At 70.6% G+C, this 17,908-nt stretch carries 15 protein-coding genes; 1 reads left to right on the top strand and 14 read right to left on the bottom strand.

Annotated elements, in window-relative coordinates:
• Window positions 1-46: 46 nt before the first annotated feature.
• The 5 genes from ACWD5D_RS15445 to ACWD5D_RS15425 all read right to left on the bottom strand — a co-directional run bounded on the left by ACWD5D_RS15445 (window position 47) and on the right by ACWD5D_RS15425 (window position 5,233).
• A complete protein-coding gene (locus ACWD5D_RS15445) occupies window positions 47-1,633 on the bottom strand; it encodes a Na+/H+ antiporter (RefSeq protein ID WP_451373188.1) in 1,587 nt (528 codons plus the stop codon).
• Between the two features lie 98 nt (window positions 1,634-1,731).
• A complete protein-coding gene (locus ACWD5D_RS15440) occupies window positions 1,732-2,199 on the bottom strand; it encodes a GNAT family N-acetyltransferase (RefSeq protein ID WP_451373187.1) in 468 nt (155 codons plus the stop codon).
• Window positions 2,196-3,140: an RluA family pseudouridine synthase gene (locus ACWD5D_RS15435; RefSeq protein ID WP_451373186.1), complete on the bottom strand. Its 945-nt coding sequence runs from the start codon at window positions 3,138-3,140 to the stop codon at window positions 2,196-2,198. Before ACWD5D_RS15435 ends, ACWD5D_RS15440 begins: the two co-directional genes overlap by 4 nt.
• Window positions 3,141-3,222: 82 nt before the next feature.
• On the bottom strand, window positions 3,223-3,843 hold the full coding sequence (gene lspA / locus ACWD5D_RS15430) for a signal peptidase II (RefSeq protein ID WP_451373185.1): 621 nt from the start codon (window positions 3,841-3,843) through the stop codon (window positions 3,223-3,225).
• Between the two features lie 67 nt (window positions 3,844-3,910).
• Window positions 3,911-5,233 carry a TraR/DksA family transcriptional regulator gene (locus ACWD5D_RS15425; RefSeq protein WP_451373184.1) on the bottom strand — a complete coding sequence of 441 codons (1,323 nt, stop codon included), beginning with the start codon at window positions 5,231-5,233 and terminating at the stop codon, window positions 3,911-3,913.
• Window positions 5,234-5,904: 671 nt separating this feature from the next.
• Between ACWD5D_RS15425 and ileS the strand changes: the two genes are divergently transcribed.
• Window positions 5,905-9,066, top strand: a complete 3,162-nt coding sequence (gene ileS / locus ACWD5D_RS15420; RefSeq protein WP_451373183.1) for an isoleucine--tRNA ligase — start codon at window positions 5,905-5,907, stop codon at window positions 9,064-9,066.
• Between the two features lie 197 nt (window positions 9,067-9,263).
• On the opposite strand, the gene ACWD5D_RS15415 is transcribed toward ileS, so the two are convergent.
• The 9 genes from ACWD5D_RS15415 to ftsW form a co-directional block, all read right to left on the bottom strand.
• Window positions 9,264-10,433 (bottom strand): DivIVA domain-containing protein, encoded by a 1,170-nt coding sequence (locus ACWD5D_RS15415; protein ID WP_451373182.1) that lies wholly within the window; start codon window positions 10,431-10,433, stop codon window positions 9,264-9,266.
• 55 nt (window positions 10,434-10,488) lie between these two features.
• Window positions 10,489-10,776 carry a YggT family protein gene (locus ACWD5D_RS15410; RefSeq protein ID WP_393881282.1) on the bottom strand — a complete coding sequence of 96 codons (288 nt, stop codon included), beginning with the start codon at window positions 10,774-10,776 and terminating at the stop codon, window positions 10,489-10,491.
• 50 nt (window positions 10,777-10,826) lie between these two features.
• Window positions 10,827-11,468: a cell division protein SepF gene (locus tag ACWD5D_RS15405; RefSeq protein WP_451373181.1), complete on the bottom strand. Its 642-nt coding sequence runs from the start codon at window positions 11,466-11,468 to the stop codon at window positions 10,827-10,829.
• Between the two features lie 127 nt (window positions 11,469-11,595).
• Window positions 11,596-12,315, bottom strand: a complete 720-nt coding sequence (locus tag ACWD5D_RS15400; RefSeq protein WP_451373180.1) for a YggS family pyridoxal phosphate-dependent enzyme — start codon at window positions 12,313-12,315, stop codon at window positions 11,596-11,598.
• 6 nt (window positions 12,316-12,321) lie between these two features.
• Window positions 12,322-13,086, bottom strand: coding sequence for a peptidoglycan editing factor PgeF (gene pgeF, locus ACWD5D_RS15395; RefSeq protein ID WP_451373179.1), 765 nt, complete (start codon window positions 13,084-13,086; stop codon window positions 12,322-12,324).
• Window positions 13,083-14,294 carry a cell division protein FtsZ gene (gene ftsZ / locus ACWD5D_RS15390; protein WP_451373178.1) on the bottom strand — a complete coding sequence of 404 codons (1,212 nt, stop codon included), beginning with the start codon at window positions 14,292-14,294 and terminating at the stop codon, window positions 13,083-13,085. Before ftsZ ends, pgeF begins: the two co-directional genes overlap by 4 nt.
• 278 nt (window positions 14,295-14,572) lie before the next feature.
• Complete coding sequence (locus tag ACWD5D_RS15385) at window positions 14,573-15,367, bottom strand: cell division protein FtsQ/DivIB (RefSeq protein WP_451373177.1); 795 nt, start codon at window positions 15,365-15,367, stop codon at window positions 14,573-14,575.
• A gap of 26 nt (window positions 15,368-15,393) precedes the next feature.
• On the bottom strand, window positions 15,394-16,482 hold the full coding sequence (gene murG, locus ACWD5D_RS15380; protein ID WP_451373176.1) for an undecaprenyldiphospho-muramoylpentapeptide beta-N-acetylglucosaminyltransferase: 1,089 nt from the start codon (window positions 16,480-16,482) through the stop codon (window positions 15,394-15,396).
• A 6-nt stretch (window positions 16,483-16,488) separates the two neighbouring features.
• A complete protein-coding gene (gene ftsW / locus ACWD5D_RS15375; protein WP_451373175.1) occupies window positions 16,489-17,844 on the bottom strand; it encodes a putative lipid II flippase FtsW in 1,356 nt (451 codons plus the stop codon).
• Window positions 17,845-17,908: the final 64 nt, after the last annotated feature.

The raw sequence follows: 17,908 nt of genomic DNA, 5'->3' as shown, positions 1-17,908 counted from the left end.
GCACCCCGGCCGACAGCAACGGGCGACGCTGGACGGGCCCGATGGGTCAGCGCAGGCTCCGCACGTCGAGATGGCGCAGGACCCTGTCCACGATCTCCGGATCCGCCCCCGGCTCGTTGCGGGCCGCCAACACCTCGTGCCGGGCCGCACTCATCATCTCCGCCTGGATCCGCCGCACCTTCTTCAGCCGCCGGGCCCGCTGCCGGTACGCCTCGCGCCGCTCCTCCTCCCCCATGTCCGGGCTGATCCGGATCCCGATGTCGTACGCCCGGCGGAGCATCTGTTCCGACAGCTCCTCCGGCAGCTCCTCCACCTGTTCGATCTCCCGCAGCTTCTGCCGCGCGGCCTTCATCGCCCGTACGGCCAGATCCTTCTCGAACTCCTTCTCGCGCGCCGAATCGGCCCGCACCCCCAGCCGCTTCACCAGCCAGGGCAGCGTCGTCCCCTGGAGCACCAGCGTCGCGACGATCACCCCGAACGCGATGAACACGATCTCGTTCCGGTCGGGGAAGGGCGATCCGTCCTCGGTGGTCAGCGGAATGGCGAGCGCCAGCGCCACCGAGGCCACCCCACGCATCCCGGACCACCACATCACGACGGTCTCCCGCCAGCCGATCGGGATCTCCTCCTCGTAGTCCCGGCTCGCGTGCAGCCGCGTGGTCAGCCAGGCCGCGGGCAGCAGCCACAGCAGTCGTACGACGACGACGACGCCCGCGACCGCCGCGGCATAGCCGATCAGCGTGCCCCAGCGGCCCGGCGCCGCCGTGATCGCGTTGTGCAGTTCGAGCCCGATCAGTCCGAAGGCGACCCCGGTCACGAGTGTGTCGACGATGTCCCAGAAGGTGTGCCCGGCCAGCCGGGTCAGCACGTCGTCCGCGTCGGTGGCGTACTGGGCGAGGAAGAGGGAGGTGACGAGCACGGACAGGACGCCGGAGCCGTGCAGTTCCTCGGCCAGTACGTAGGAGGCATAGGGCACGAGCAGGGTCAGCCCGATCTGCAGGGTCGCGTCGCCCAGCATGTCCAGCAGCCGGTTCGCTCCCCAGCCCAGTGCCAGCCCGACGGCGACCGCGACCACGGCCGACAGCACCAGGTCAAGACCGGCCCGCCACAGCGAGAAGTGCCCGCTGACGGCCGCGGCGATCGCCACGTGGTAGAGCACGATCGCCGTGACGTCGTTGAAGAGCCCCTCGCCCTCCAGGATCGACACCAGCCGGCGCGGCAGCCCCAGCTGTCCGGCGACGGCGGTGACGGCGACCGGGTCGGGCGGGGCGATCAGCGCGCCCAGCGCCACCGCGGCGGCGACCGACAGTCCGGGCACCATCGCGTGGGCGGCGGCCGCCACGCACACGGTCGTCACGAACACCAGGGCGACGGCCAGCAGGAAGATCGGGCGTCTGTTGGCCGCGAACTGCCGCCAGGAAGTCCGGCGCACGGCGGCGTAGAGCAGCGGCGGCAGCACCGCGGGCAGGATCAGCGCGGGCGGGATGCTCACGTTGGGGACGAAGTCGCTCACCGCGAGAACCCCGCCGAACAGCGTCATCAGCACCGGCGCCGGCAGCCCGAACCGGTCGCCGACCGGGACGCTGACGACGGCCCCGAGCAGCAGCAGGAACAACAGGGCCAACTGGTCCACGGCCGGCACTCCGGGAGTCGAAGATCACACGGGGGCCTCAAGGGTGCCACGTGATCCTTCTCACCGGCGCCCCGGGCGCCCAGCGAGCCGCCGCGCCCCTACAGGGCGCGCCGCATCGCCCGGTGCGCGATCCCCGCGTCCGGAAACTCGGGGCCGTAGGCCTCGTACCCGAGGCGCTCGTAGAAGCCCAGGGCCTGGGTCTGCGCGTGCAGGTCCACGGCGGCCAGGCCGCGCGCGCGTGCCGTGTCCTCGATGGCCCGCACCAGGGCCGCGCCGACGCCGAGGCCACGCGCCTCCCGGGCGACGGCCAGCCGTCCGAGCGAGCCCACCGAGGCGTCCCCGCCGGTCTTCGCGGCGGCCGACTCGCCATAGAGCAGGCGCCCGGTGCCGAGCGGCACGCCGTCCTCGCGGACGGCCAGCACGTGCACGGCCCCCGCGTCGTACGCGTCGTACTCGATGTCCTCCGGGACGTCCTGCTCGACGACGAAGACCGCCTTGCGCACCGCGAAGCAGGCCTCGCGGTCGGCGGGGTCCTCGGCGATCCGGACGGTGTACGGCGTGCTCACGCCCACGTCTCCTCACGGACCTGCTCAAGGGCCTTCTCCAGGTCCTCGGGGTAGTCGCTCTCGAACTCCACCCACTGCCCGTCCCCCGGGTGCTCGAAGCCGAGGCGGACGGCGTGCAGCCACTGGCGGTGCAGCCGCAGCCGCTTGGCGAGGGTCGGGTCGGCACCGTAGGTCAGGTCGCCGACGCAGGGATGGCGGTGCGCCGACATGTGCACGCGGATCTGGTGGGTGCGGCCGGTCTCCAGCTTCACGTCGAGCAGGGAGGCGGCGCGGAAGGCCTCGATGAGGTCGTAGTGGGTCACGGAGGGCTTGCCGTCGGCCGTGACCGCCCACTTGTAGTCGTGGTTGGGGTGGCGGCCGATGGGCGCGTCGATCGTGCCGCTCGTCGGGTCCGGGTGGCCCTGGACCAGGGTGTGGTAGCGCTTGTCGACCGTGCGCTCCTTGAACTGGCGCTTGAGCGAGGTGTACGCCCGCTCCGACTTGGCGACCACCATCAGGCCGGAGGTGCCGACGTCGAGGCGGTGCACGATGCCCTGGCGCTCGGCGGCGCCCGAGGTGGAGATCCGGTAGCCGGCGGCGGCGAGACCACCGATCACGGTCGGTCCGCTCCAGCCCGGCGAGGGGTGCGCGGCCACGCCGACCGGCTTGACGATCACGACCACGTCATCGTCGTCGTGCACGATGTCCATGCCCTCGACCGGCTCGGCGACCACCTGCACCGGCGCGGGCGCCTGCGGCATCTCGACCTCGAGCCAGGCGCCGCCGCGCACCCGCTCGGACTTGCCGACCACCGTCCCGTCGACCTGGACCTTGCCGGCCGCGGCCAGCTCCGCCGCCTTCGTGCGGGAGAAGCCGAACATGCGGGAGATGGCGGCGTCGACGCGCTCGCCCTCCAGGCCGTCGGGCACGGGCAGGGTACGGATCTCGGGAATCGTGCTCACCCGTCGAGTATGCCGGACGGGCCTGAGGGCACCGAACGAGCCTGTGGACGAAGCCCCGGCGTCGGACCGCGTGGACCCGGTGTCAATCCTTGTGGACGGTGCCGTCCGGGTCCAGGCCGCGGAAGGACAGCAGCACGATCAGGATGCCGCCGCACACGATCGCCGAGTCGGCCAGGTTGAACACCGCGAAGCCCTTGGGCGCGATGAAGTCCACGACCTCGCCCTTGAAGATCCCCGGCCACCGGAAGATCCGGTCGGTGAGGTTGCCGAGCGCGCCGCCGAGCAGCAGGCCGAGCGCGATCGCCCAGGGCAGGCTGTAGAGCTTGCGGGCCAGGCGGATGATCACCACGATCACGGCGGCCGCGATCACCGTGAAGATGACCGTGAAGGCCGCGCCGAAGCCGAAGGCCGCGCCGGGGTTGCGGATGGCGTGCAGCTCGAGCAGGTCCCCGATCAGCTGGACCGGCGCGTGGTGCTCCAGCTTCGCGACCACCAGCATCTTGCTGACCAGGTCGAGGGCGTACGCGAACACGGCCACGGCGAACAGCACGCCGATCCGGCGCCCGCGCCCGCTGCGCCGCTGCGCCGCGGCGTCCTGCTCGCCCGCGCCCGACGCACTGGCGAAAGGATCCGCCCGCACCGTGCGCTCGTCGCCGTCGTCCGGAGTGTCCGGCGTACCGATGATGCGCTCCGCCTCTGCCACGTGAGTCCCTCAACCTAGGTGCCTGACTGGGGACGAGACTACGGCACGCCCTGGCGCCCCCCTCTGCTCAGGAGCGACGTTCCTGCTTCTGCTTGCACTCCACGCACAGAGTGGCCCTGGGGAACGCCTGCATACGGGCCTTGCCGATGGGGTTGCCGCAGTTCTCGCACAGACCGTAGGTGCCCGCGTCCAGCCGTTCCAGGGCGCGCTCGGTCTGGATCAGCATCTCGCGCGCGTTGGCGGCCAGCGCCATCTCGTGCTCGCGCGTGATGTTCTTGGTCCCGGTGTCGGCCTGGTCGTCGCCGGCGCCGTCACCGGAGTCCCGCATCAGACCCACGAGGGACGCCTCGGAGGAGCTGATCTCGTCCCTCAGGCGCTCCGCCTCGGCCAGCAGCTCCGCACGGGCCTCCTCGACCTCCTCGGGGGTCCAGGGATCCTCACCGGGGCGCACCGCCAGCTCGCCGGGCTCCACCGCGGCGACCCGCGCCTTGGGGACGGCGGTCTGCGCCGCCGCGGCCGTGCCAGGAGTCTTCTTCGCAACCACCGTCGTGGCTCCCGTCTGCTTCGCGGCCCTCGCCGCGCCTGCCTTCTTGGCCGTGCTCTTCTCGGCTTTCCCGTCCGTGCCCTGTGCCGCCGCGCCGAGGGGGACACCCGCGGCGACCGCCTTCTTCGGACCGGCCGTCTTCCTGGCGGCCTTCTTCGCAGCCGCCTTCTTCGCAACCGCCTTGTCGGACGCCTTCTCCTCGGGTGCCACCTCCGTCACAGCCGCTCTCCCGGCCGGCCCCGCCTTCTGGGCGGACGGAGCCTTCACGGCAGCCTTCTCGGCCTCGGTCTTCTTCACAGCGGTCTTCTTCACAGCGGTCTTCTTCGCCGCCGTCTTCTTGGCAGCGGGCTTCTCGGCCTCGCCCTTCTCGGCGGACGCCTTCTTGGCGGATGCCTTCTGGGCGGCAGGTTTCTGCTCCTGGGCGGCAGACTCGTCCCCGGCCACCGCCTTCGTCGCAGCCACCTTCTTCGCAGCAGCCTTCTTGTCGGCGGCTTTCTTGGCCTCCGCCTTCTTGGCCTCCGCCTTCTTCCGCACCGACTTCTCGGCGGCAGGCTTCGCAGCGGGCTCCTCGCCGGCCGCCTTCCGCACGGGAGGATCCGTGTCCATCGCGGCCGGGGCCCCGGTCAGGGGCCGGGGCGAGGAGTTCTTCGCCGGTTCGGCATCCGCCGTCCGGAGGGTCTTCACCGGCCCGGCCCGCCCGGCCGCAGCCGTACGCGTGCGCGTGCTCTTCTTTCCGCCGGCACCCTTGGCCTCGTCGCCGGAGGCCGCTGCCGTACCGCCAGGGGCGGCCGCGCCACTGGCCCGGCCGGTCGCCGGCTGCTGTACGGCGGTCTTCTTCGCCACCATGGCCGCGGCCCCTTCACATATTGTGATCTTGCACGCGAATCGTGCTGGGACGATAAATCGACTTGAGTCCCGCGGCAACGGGGCACGCCGCCCGATTCGCCCGCCCCGCACCCCCGCGCAGCAGACCTGCATGCGTTGTGCCCAGCTCCTCGCCGGGTAATCCGCCCGAGCCGCACGCGCCCGACGGGCTAACGCCCGCCCTCCTCACCGTTCGGGTCACCCCGCGCCCCGGAACCCGCCGCGACCGGCCCGCGACCGCCCTGCCACCGCCCCCCTGTGCCACCGCCCGCCCCTACCGCGCGAAATACGGTCGGCCGCTGTCCGCGTGGCGCCGTACACTGGGCGGAGCGAAAAGCGTGGATGGGGACGAGTAGCGGCGTACGCAGCCCAGAGCGACCCGGGGACGGTGTGAGCCCGGGGGTGAGCGCGACGTGAAGATCACCCCGGAGCCGCCGGAAGAAAGCCGTGGACAGCGATGGGCTCAGCCCCTGAGCCGGCCAGGGCCGTAGAACCGGCTTCGCGACCCCAATGAGGGGGCTCACCGGCGTGTACGGCGCGGCGGGGGCCAAGGAGGGTGGTACCGCGGGAGCGCGCCGCACACGGCGTCGACAGGATCGAAGGCTCTCGTCCCTCCGACGGAAGGCAGCAAGTCCGTTGGAGGATGCTCGCAGATGACAGCGCCGACGTACCGCCAGGTGCCCGCTCAGGTCGACCTGCCCGCTCTTGAGCACGCCGTGCTCGACTTCTGGCGCGACCAGAAGATCTTCACCAAGAGCCTGGAGCAGTCCGAGGGCCGCCCCGAGTGGGTCTTCTACGAGGGCCCGCCCACCGCCAACGGCATGCCCGGCGCCCACCACATCGAGGCACGCGTCTTCAAGGACGTCTTCCCCCGCTTCCGCACCATGCGCGGCTACCACGTGGGCCGCAAGGCCGGCTGGGACTGCCACGGTCTGCCGGTGGAGCTGGCGGTCGAGAAGGAGCTGGGCTTCTCCGGCAAGCAGGACATCGAGGCGTACGGCATCGCCGCCTTCAACGACAAGTGCCGCGAGTCGGTGACCCGGCACACGGACGCCTTCGCCGACCTGACGACCCGCATGGGCTACTGGGTCGACCTGGACGACGCGTACCGCACGATGGACCCCGAGTACATCGAGTCCGTCTGGTGGTCGCTGAAGGAGATCTTCACCAAGGGCCTGCTGGTCCAGGACCACCGCGTCGCCCCCTGGTGCCCGCGCTGCGGCACCGGCCTGTCGGACCACGAGCTCGCCCAGGGCTACGAGACGGTCGTCGACCCCTCGGTCTACGTCCGCTTCGCGCTGACCTCCGGTCCGCTCGCCGGCCAGGCTTCGCTCCTGGTGTGGACGACGACCCCGTGGACCCTGGTGTCCAACACGGCGGTCGCCGCGCACCCGGACGTCACCTACGTCGTCGCCACCGACGGCGAGCAGAAGATCGTCGTCGCCGAGCCACTGGTCGCCAAGGCACTCGGCGAGGGCTGGGAGACCACCGGTCAGTCCTTCACCGGCGCCGAGATGGAACGCTGGACGTATCAGCGCCCGTTCGAGCTCGTTGAGTTCCCGGAGCCGGCGCACTTCGTGGTGAACGCCGACTACGTCACCACCGAGGACGGTACGGGTCTGGTCCACCAGGCCCCGGCCTTCGGTGAGGACGACCTCAAGGTCTCCCGCGCCTACGGCCTGCCGGTCGTGAACCCGGTCCGCCCGGACGGCACCTTCGAGGAGGACGTCCCGCTGGTCGGCGGCGTCTTCTTCAAGAAGGCCGACGAGAAGCTCACCGAGGACCTGCACGCGCGCGGGCTGCTCTTCCGGCACCTGCCGTACGAGCACAGCTACCCGCACTGCTGGCGCTGCCACACCGCGCTGCTGTACTACGCGCAGCCCTCCTGGTACATCCGCACCACCGCCGTCAAGGACCGGTTGCTCGCGGAGAACGAGAAGACCAACTGGTTCCCGGAGACGGTCAAGCACGGCCGCTTCGGCGACTGGCTGAGCAACAACATCGACTGGGCGCTGTCCCGCAACCGCTACTGGGGCACCCCGCTGCCGATCTGGGCCTGCGAGGAGAACCACCTCACGGTCGTCGGCTCGCGCGCGGAACTGACCGAGCTGACCGGCACCGACCAGTCGAACCTGGACCCGCACCGCCCGTACATCGACGCGATCACCTTCGCCTGCCGGCACGACGGCTGCGGAAAGACGGCCACGCGCGTGCCCGAGGTCATCGACGCCTGGTACGACTCGGGTTCGATGCCGTTCGCGCAGTGGGGCTACCCGCACAAGAACAAGGAGCTGTTCGAGAGCCGCTACCCGGCGCAGTTCATCTCCGAGGCGATCGACCAGACCCGCGGCTGGTTCTACACGCTGATGGCCGTCGGCACGCTCGTCTTCGACAAGTCGTCGTACGAGAACGTCGTCTGCCTGGGCCACATCCTCGCCGAGGACGGCCGCAAGATGTCCAAGCACCTGGGCAACACCCTGGACCCGATCCCGCTCATGGACCGGCACGGCGCGGACGCGGTGCGCTGGTTCATGGCGGCCGGCGGCTCCCCGTGGGCGGCCCGCCGGGTCGGCCACGGCACCATCCAGGAGGTCGTCCGCAAGACGCTCCTCACGTACTGGAACACGGTGGCCTTCCAGGCGCTGTACGCCCGTACGTCGAACTGGGCGCCGTCCGCGGCCGACCCGGCCCCGGCCGACCGCCCGCTGCTGGACCGCTGGCTGCTGTCCGAGCTGCACGCGCTCACGGACCAGGTGACCCAGGCGCTGGAGGCGTACGACACCCAGCGCGCCGGCAAGCTGCTGTCCGCGTTCGTCGACGACCTGTCGAACTGGTACGTGCGCCGCTCGCGCCGCCGGTTCTGGCAGGGCGACAAGGCCGCGCTGCGCACGCTGCACGAGGTGCTGGAGACGGTCACCAAGCTGATGGCGCCGATCACCCCGTTCATCGCCGAGCGGGTGTGGCAGGACCTGGTCGTGTCGGTGACCCCGGGCGCGCCGGAGTCCGTGCACCTGGCGTCGTGGCCGGAGGCGGACCTGTCCGCGATCGACCCGGAGCTGTCGAAGCAGATGGTCCTGGTCCGCCGGCTGGTGGAGCTGGGCCGTGCCACGCGCGCGGAGTCGGGCGTCAAGACGCGCCAGCCGCTGTCGCGCGCGCTGGTCGCGGCGGCCGGTTTCGAGTCCCTCGACCGCGAGCTGCACACCCAGATCACCGAGGAGCTGAACGTCTCCTCGCTGGCGTCGCTGACGGATTCCTCCGCCGGTCCGGCGGGCGGCGGCTCCCTGGTGGACACCACCGCCAAGGCCAACTTCCGTGCCCTGGGCAAGCGGTTCGGCAAGCGGGTGCAGGACGTGGCGAAGGCCGTCGCCGCGGCCGACGCCGCCGCGCTCTCCCTCGCCCTGCGCGAGGGCACCGCGTCGGTGGAGGTCGACGGTGAGACGGTGACCCTCGCCCCGGACGAGGTGATCATCACCGAGACCCCGCGCGAGGGCTGGTCGGTGGCCTCCGACTCCGGCGCCACGGTCGCCCTGGACCTGGAGATCACCGAGGAACTGCGGCAGGCGGGCCTCGCCCGCGACGCGATCCGGCTGATCCAGGAGGCCCGCAAGAACAGCGGCCTGGACGTCGCCGACCGGATCGCCCTGCGTTGGACCTCCACCGACCCGGCGGTCCTCGCGGCCCTCGCCGAGCACGCGGACCTGATCGCCGAGGAGGTCCTCGCGACCGACTTCGCCCAGGGCGAGGCGGACGGGACGTACGGCGAGCCGTTCACCGACGAGGGTCTGTCCCTCACGTTCCGCCTGCGCAAGGCCTAAGCGCCGGCCGTACGCAAAGGGCCCGGTCTCCACGTGGGCACGTGGGAGGCCGGGCCCTTCCGTTTCCCGCGAGCCCTTCGCCCGGTACCCCTGCGTGTGTCAACACGCGTAAAAAGGGCGGGCCCCCGGACCGAAGTCCGGGGGCCCGCCCTGGGCGCTGCCGACGCCTGTGGCGCACTACTGGCCGAGAGCGGCCGTCAGTTGTCGTCCTCGTCGATCAGGAACCCACGCATCGGCGAGGGGGCCTGGCCCATCGGGGACGGACCCTGCGGACGGACCGGAGCCATCGGCTGGGTCATGGCCGGGGTCATCTGCTGCTGGCCGCCGTAGGACGGGGCGGACGGCGCGGGGCCGCCACCCATCGTCGGGTTGCCGCCGTAGGACGGGGCGCTCGCGCCGGCCGGTGCCATGGAGGGCGCCGGGGACGGCGGCAGGGACGCGGTGGCCGGGGTGCGCGGCGGGGCCAGGGAGTCGTCGGCCTGGGTCTCCAGCTGACGCAGCTGGGACTCGAGGTACGACTTCAGGCGCGTGCGGTACTCGCGCTCGAAGCCGCGCAGGTCCTCGACCTTGCGCTCCAGCGTGGCGCGGGCGGACTCCAGGGAGCCCATCGCGACGCGGTGCTTCTCCTGCGCGTCCCGCTCCAGGGCGTCGGCCTTGGCACGGGCGTCACGCTCCAGACCCTCGGCGCGGCTGCGGGCCTCGCCGACGATCTTGTTGGCCTCGGAGCGGGCCTCGGCGATCGCCTGGTCGGCGGTCTGCTGGGCCAGCGAGAGGACTCGGGCGGCGCTGTCGCCACCGGGGCCCTGACCGGGGCCGCCCATCGGACCGCCCATGGGGCCGCCCATCGGGCCACCCATCTGCTGCGGCATGGGCGGCTGACCACCCATGGGGCCCTGGCCCATCGGACCCTGACCCATCGGACCCTGACCCATGGGGCCCTGGCCCATCGGACCCTGGCCCATCGGACCGGGACCCTGCGGGCCGCCCTGACCGCCGGGACCGGCGGGCAGCTGCGGGGCGCCGCTCGGCAGCTGCGGGGGGCCACCCATGGGGCCACCCATCTGCTGCTGCGGCGGGCCCGATATGCCGGCGGGCACCGGAGCGCCGGGACCTCGCATCCCCTGCTGAGGCACGCCCTGCTGCTGGTCCTGCGGGTCGGGACCCTTGCGCATGTTCTGCTGGTTCTGGGCAGCAGCACGCGTGGCAGCGGCCAGCTTGGCGCGCAGGTCCTCGTTCTCGCGGAGCAGACGGGTCAGTTCGGCTTCGACCTCGTCGAGGAAGGCATCGACCTCGTCCTCGTCATAGCCTTCTCGGAGGCGGACGGTCGTGAACTGCTTGTTCCGCACGTCCTCGGGGGTCAACGGCATCTCTTCACCTCAACGTAGTCATCGGCAGTCGGCAAGACCGTATCGTCCACTCTCATCACACGAAGCTCCGTGCGACGGAGATGAGGATGTAGACGATGATCATCAGTACGAAGAAGGACAGGTCGAGCGCCACGCCCCCGAGACGCAGCGGCGGAATGAACCGCCGCAGAAGCTTCAGCGGTGGATCGGTGACAGTGTAGGTGGCCTCCAGTACGACCACCATCGCCTTGCCGGGTTGCCACGAGCGGGCGAACTGGAACACGTAGTCCATGACCAGCCGGAAGATGAGCACGACGAGGAACACCATCAGCGCGATGTAGATCACCTGCGCGAACACGCTCATGGCCTGCTTTTCCCTCTCCCCTGTTCCGTGCTTCTTACCGGTGGTGCGTCTCAGCTCTGGTTGAAGAACCCGCCCTCTGCGATGCGGGCCTTGTCCTCCGCCGTGACATCGACGTTAGCAGGCGACAACAGGAACACCTTCTGCGTCACCCGCTCGATGCTGCCGTGAAGACCAAACACCAAACCAGCCGCAAAGTCGACAAGTCGCTTCGCATCTGTGTCATCCATCTCAGTCAGATTCATGATCACCGGAGTGCCCTCACGGAAGTGTTCCCCGATGGTACGGGCCTCGTTGTAGGTCCGCGGGTGAAGTGTGGTGATCCGGTACGGCTCTCGTTCGGACACGACCTTGGGCATGATCACCGGCGCGTTCTTCTCCAGGGACTGACGTTCTTGTGTGATGGACGCCACGGGCGCGATGCGCGCCGGGCGTCCGGATTCCGCGGCAAGCGAAGCCGACCGGGCCACCGGCTCGCGCGGCGCGGGCGGTTGTACGATTCGCACCTCTTCGCCCCTTTGGGGCTGATGTGCACTGTGAGACTGATGTGACGATTCATGCCGTCGGTGGTCCCGCTCCGGCTCCGGGTCCAGTTCGGGTTCGAAGTCGTCGTCGGGGTCGAATCCGCGGCCGTCGTACCCATCGTCCTCCACGAGGCCGAGGTAGACCGCCATCTTGCGCATCGCGCCGGCCATGCTCTGAGTCCTCCGCTCTGTGGTGGATCGGCTGACGACTGCCAAGTGCCCGCGATCCACGTGGTCGTTGTGCCACCTTCGGCGGCATTGACCATATTTTCTGCTGTGGTCCGACTTCTTGGCGACGTTACCCGAGCCTGGGGCGGACTCCGAGTACCGCAGTGCCGACGCGCACATGTGTCGCTCCGGCCGCAACAGCCTGCTCGAGGTCCGCACTCATCCCTGCCGACACCATGGTTGCAGCCGGATGGGCACGGCGCAGGTCAGTCGACAAATCCATGAGCCCTTCGAACGCCGCCCGTTCGCGTCCCGCGTACTCGCCGGTGAGCGGAGCGACGGTCATCAGTCCGTCGAGCCGCAGTCCGGGCGCGTCGGCGACGAGGTCGGCCAACTCTTCGATTCCGCCCGGCGCCACGCCCCCGCGCTCACCGCGCCCGCCGACGCCGGCGTCGAACGCGACCTGGACAAGACAGCCCACTTCGCGCTCCGCCCGCACCGCCTCCTTCGACAGCGTCGAAACGAGCCGGGCGCGATCGACGGACTGCACGAAATCGGCATAACCGACCACGGAACGGACCTTGTTGGTCTGCAACTGGCCCACAAAATGCCACTTCAGGGGCAGATCCGCACAAGCAGCGGCTTTCGGCGCCGCGTCCTGGTCCCGGTTCTCGGCGACATGACGCACACCGAGTTCCGACAGAATCCGCACATCGCTCGCCGGGTAGGTCTTGGTGACCACGATCAGGGTCACCTCCTCCCGCTTGCGCCCCGCCGCCACACACGCGGCGGTGATGCGGTCCTCCACATTCGCCAGATTCGCGGCGAGTTCGGTCTTACGGTCCGTCATGCCTCATCAGTCCAGCCAGACATAGCTCGCGAGCCGCCCTGTCGTGCGGTCGCGGCGGTACGAGAAGTGATCGCCCGACTCCAGCGTGCACACCGGCGACTGCGCCCGGTCGGACACCCCGAGCCGGTCGAGCTGCGCGTGCACTCCGGCGCTCACGTCGACGGCGGGAGTACCCCAGCTCGTCTCGGCGTGCGCCGCCGGTTCGACGGCGGTCACGTCGGCGCGCATCCGCTCCGGCACCTCGTAGCAGCGGCCGCAGACGGCCGGTCCGGTGCGGGCGACGATCCGGGCCGGTTCGGCGCCGAGTTCGGCCATGGCGCGGACGGCGGCGGGGACGACCCCCTTGACCATTCCGGGCCGGCCCGCGTGGGCCGCGCCGACGACTCCCGCGACGGGGTCCGCCAGCAGCACCGGCACGCAGTCCGCGGTGAGCACGGCGAGGGCGAGCCCGCGGCGGGCGGTGACGATCGCGTCGACCTCCGGCACGGAACTCCCCCGCTCCCGGCTCCGCCCGAGCGGGGGGACCCCCGCGCCCCAGGGCGCGTCCACCACGGCCACGTCGGCGCCGTGCACCTGGTTCATCCAGACCACCTGCGCCGGGTCGACGCCCAGCGACTTGGCTGCGAGTTCACGGTTGGTGCGTACGGCGTCGGGGTCGTCGCCGACCGCTCCGCCGAGATTGAGCTCCTCATACGGAGCGGCGCTCACCCCGCCCCACCTGTCGGTGAAGGCGAAGTGCGCGCCGCTCACGCTTTCGCGCTGTCCTATCACTTCAGGAAGTCCGGGACGTCCAGTTCCTCGGCCGCGCTGTCCGCGTAGGTCCGGGGCGCCGGCGTGACGGGCGGGGCGACCGGGATGTCGGCCACCGGCTCGGGCGCGGGCTCCGGCTCCTCCTTCGGGGTCACGCTGCCGAGCGAGCCGAAGGACGTGGAGACCGGCTGCTGGTGCCGCGCCGGAGCGGGCTCCTCACGGCGGGGCGCGTTGGAGGGGGCGGAGGCCGAGCCGAGGACGTTGTCCCGGCGGGACGGCGGCTGACCGCCGTCGAAGCCGGCCGCGATCACGGTGACCCGGACCTCGTCGCCGAGGGCGTCGTCGATGACCGCACCGAAGATGATGTTGGCCTCGGGGTGGGCGGCCTCGCTGACCAGCTGGGCGGCCTCGTTGATCTCGAAAAGACCGAGGTCGGAGCCGCCGGAGATGGACAGCAGCACACCGCGGGCGCCGTCGATGGACGCCTCCAGCAGCGGCGAGGAGATCGCCATCTCGGCGGCGGCCACCGCACGGTCGTCGCCGCGGGCCGAGCCGATGCCCATGAGGGCCGAACCGGCCTCGGACATGACCGACTTGACGTCGGCGAAGTCGAGGTTGATCAGGCCGGGGGTGGTGATGAGGTCGGTGATGCCCTGGACACCGGAGAGCAGGACCTGGTCGGCCGACTTGAAGGCGTCCAGGACCGAGACCTGGCGGTCCGAGATGGACAGCAGCCGGTCGTTGGGGATGACGATGAGGGTGTCGACCTCTTCGCGCAGCTCGGCGATGCCGTCCTCGGCCTGGTTCGCGCGGCGCCGTCCCTCGAAGGTGAACGGGCGCGTCACCACGCCGATGGTCAGGGCGCCCAGCGAGCGCGCGATGTTGGCCACGACCGGCGCGCCGCCGGTGCCGGTCCCGCCGCCCTCACCGGCGGTCACGAAGACCATGTCGGCCCCCTTGAGGACCTCCTCGATCTCCTCGCGGTGGTCCTCGGCGGCCTTGCGGCCGACGGCCGGGTTGGCACCGGCGCCGAGTCCGCGGGTGAGTTCACGGCCGACGTCGAGCTTGACGTCGGCGTCGCTCATCAACAGCGCCTGCGCGTCGGTGTTGATGGCGATGAACTCGACACCCTTGAGACCGACCTCGATCATCCGGTTGATGGCATTGACACCACCGCCGCCGACACCGATGACCTTGATGACTGCGAGGTAGTTCTGCGGTGCTGCCACGTCGAAGGCCTCTCGCCTCGAATTACGTTGCCGCCTCCACGCGGTTCCCCGCGCCGGGACGGCAGATGCCGAATGGGACGGTCCGAACGCCGACCCGAACCCTAACGCTGAAGTTTAGGGTTATCAGTGTGTCTGTTCCCTGGACTCTTCCGAACAGGACACTAAGTCGACAAGTGGCGCCCGTTCAACGAACACGCCGAACCTCCCGTTTTTCTTTTCACCCTATGTGATCAGCCGTAGCAGTGCCCAACCAGGGTGCTGGCCTGCGCTGATGTGCGTCAACTCGCCGCTGACGCAGGGGCGGTGGGAACGCTGACATCGAAGTGCCGTGCGCCGGGGGCTGCTTTCATGAGAGCTGTGAGGGCTCGCGCCTTGGCCCGGCCGTCCTCGCTGCTGCCCCATGCCACCGTGCGGCCGTCGGCCAACTCCAGCGAGATGGCGTCGTAGGACCGGACTTGGACACTCCGGGTGTCCTTCGCCACCGGGGCCGGCACGTCGCCCGCGACCCGGACGGCCTCGCGCACCAGCCGGTCGATTCCGAAGCGCCGGAAGCTCGCGGCACCCGAACCCGAACGCGATGCGGTCAATTCCAGCGTCGGAACACCTTTCGGCGCACCAGAAACCGTGGCGAAACGGACACCTTCCTTGTCGACTTCGACGAAGTTCCCGGCTTTTCGGACAAGGAGTACCGGAGTGCGCTCAGTCACTTTCAGGCCGATTCCATGGGGCCAGGACCGCACGACATCAACGGTGTCAATTCGGGGCAATTTCTGGCGAAGCCGGGCTGAGATCGCGTCGGTGTCGACGGAAACCAGCGGTGCCCCGAGCGGCACGGAGGCGGCCGAGCGCACCTCCTGCGGGGTCAGCACCCGCGTGCCGGACACCGAGACGCGCTCCACCCGCAGCCAGTCGCTGCCGTACAACGCCCAGGTGGAACCGGCGCCGAGGAGGACGAGGGCCACGGCCAGGATGACGATCGTACGAACGCGCGGTCGCCTCAACCCGCGGGCGGGCGGCGGGCCGGACGACTCCTGCTGGCGTTCACCGCGCTCGGCGGTCGTCGGTCCGGCCACGCTCACTGCCCTTTCGTCATACGGTCCTATCGGCGTGAGGCGATCGCCTCGTACACCATCCCGACCAGCAGCTCGTCGGCGTCCCGGCGGCCGAACTCGCTTGCCGCCCGGGACATCTCGTACAGCCGGTGCGGGTCGGCGAGCACGGGCAGCACGTTCTGCTGCACCCACTCGGGCGTGAGCTCCGCGTCGTCGACGAGGAGTCCGCCGCCCGCCTTGACCACCGGCTGGGCGTTGAGCCGCTGTTCGCCGTTGCCGATGGGCAGCGGGACGTAGGCGGCCGGGAGTCCGACGGCGGAGAGTTCGGCGACGGTCATCGCGCCCGCGCGGCAGAGCATCATGTCGGCCGCCGCGTACGCGAGGTCCATCCGGTCCAGGTAACTTACCGGGATGTAGGGGGGCATGCCCGGCATCTGGTGGACCTGCGGCAGTTCGTTCTTCGGGCCGACCGCGTGCAGGATCTGGATGCCGGCCTGCTGGAGCCACGGGGCGACCTGCTGGACCACCTCGTTGAGGCGGCGGGCACCCTGCGAGCCACCGGTGACCAGCAGCGTCGGCAGGTTCGGGTCGAGCCCGAACATCGCGCGGGCCTCGGGACGCGCGGCGGCGCGGTCCAGAGTCGCGATGGAGCGGCGCAGCGGGATGCCGATGTAGCGCGCGTCGCGCAGCTTGCTGTCCGGGGTGGAGACGGCGACCCGGGCCGCGTACCGCGAGCCGATCTTGTTGGCCAGACCGGGGCGCGCGTTCGCCTCGTGGATCACGATGGGCACGCCGAGGCGCTTGGCCGCGAGGTAGGCGGGCAGGGCGACGTAACCGCCGAAGCCGACCACACAGTCGGCCTTGGTGCGCTCCAGCACCTGCTCGGCGGCCTTGATCGTGCCGCGCAGCCGGCCCGGGACGGTGATCAGCTCGGGCGTGGGCTTGCGGGGCAACGGGACCGCCGGGATCAGCGCCAGCTCATAGCCGCGCTCCGGGACGAGCCTGGTCTCCAGGCCTCGCTCCGTGCCCAGGGCCGTGATCCCCACGGTCGGATCCTGCCTGCGCAGGGCGTCCGCGAGGGCGAGCGCGGGCTCGATGTGGCCCGCGGTACCCCCGCCGGCGAGTACGACATGCACCGAAATTCACCGCTCTCCGGACGAACGCGCCGATGAGGCGCGCCGTCGCATCGTGTTCCATCTCCGGGGACCCGGAGGCCCCCCGGCACCCCGCTTTCTACCAAAGCGAGGTTGCCGCATCGCAAGCGCCGCCCGCGCAGCGGGCTCGTCGCGTGCGAAGGCGATCAGCAGCCCGATGGCGAACATGGTCGGCAGCAGGGCGGACCCTCCGTAGGAGAACAGCGGGAGGGGGACACCGGCGATCGGCAACAGGCCGAGCACCGCACCGATGTTGATCACTGCCTGGGCGGTGATCCAGGTGGTCACGCCTCCCGCGGCGTACCTCACGAAGGGGTCCTCCGTGCCTCCGGCCACGCGGATACCCGCATAGCCTAGAGCCGCGAACAGGGCGAGCACCGACAGCGTCCCCGCCAGGCCCAGTTCCTCACCGGTGACCGCGAAGATGAAGTCGGTGTGGGCTTCCGGGAGTTGACCCCATTTTTCCACACTCGCACCGAGACCGGATCCGAAGAGTCCGCCGGAGGCGAGGGCGTAGATCCCGTGCACGGCCTGCCAGCAGTCCGCGACCCCGGACTGGGGCTCGGTGGCGCCGATGCAGGCGAGGCGGGCCATCCGGTTGGGGCTGGTCTTGATGAGGATCACACCGATCGCGCCCGCGATCGACAGCACGCCGGCGAAGAGCCGGGTGGGCGCGCCCGCGAGCCACAGCAGGCCGAACAGGATCGCTGTGAGGATGATCGCAGTTCCCATGTCGCCGCCGAGCATGATCAGCCCGAGCAGCAGGAAGGCGACCGGGACGAGCGGCACCAGCATGTGCTTCCACTGGGTCAGCAGCTTCTTCTCCTGCTTGCGCGCGATCAGGTCCGCGCCCCACAGCACCAGGGCGAGTTTGCCGAACTCGCTGGGCTGGATCTGGAAGGAACCGCCGAGGGAGATCCAGTTCTGGTTGCCGTTGACCGCCATCCCTATCCCGGGTACCTGTACCAGGGCCATCAGGAAGACCGCGCCGGCCAGGATCGGATAGGCCAGCGCCCGGTGCAGCTTCACCGGCATGCGGGCGGCGGCGAACATCAGGGCGCCGCCGATGAGCGCGGCGAGGAACTGCTTGCGGAAGAAGTAGGAACCGGGCAGCGACAGCTGCAGCGCGGTGATCTGGGAGGCCGAGTAGACCATCACCAGACCCAGCACGGTGATGAGCAGGCTGCCGCCGAGGATCAGGTAGTAGGCGGTCAGCGGCCGGTCCCAGGCCTTGTGCGCGCGGATGTAGAGCCGCCGCAGGGGGGTGTCTCTGGGCGGACCGGGGGCTGCGGGACGGCGGGCCGCCCGCTGCACGGGCGGGCGGCCGGTACGGCTACCGGGCATCAACGCCTCCACTGAACGTCGGCCGTCCCACGCGTCCCTCCCAAGATCCGCCCGGCGGGCGGCC

The sequence above is a fragment of the Streptomyces sp. NPDC002520 genome (genome assembly GCF_053595235.1).
The sequence above is the reverse complement of the archived record's forward strand: the minus strand, read 5'-3'. Positions and strand labels throughout refer to the sequence as shown.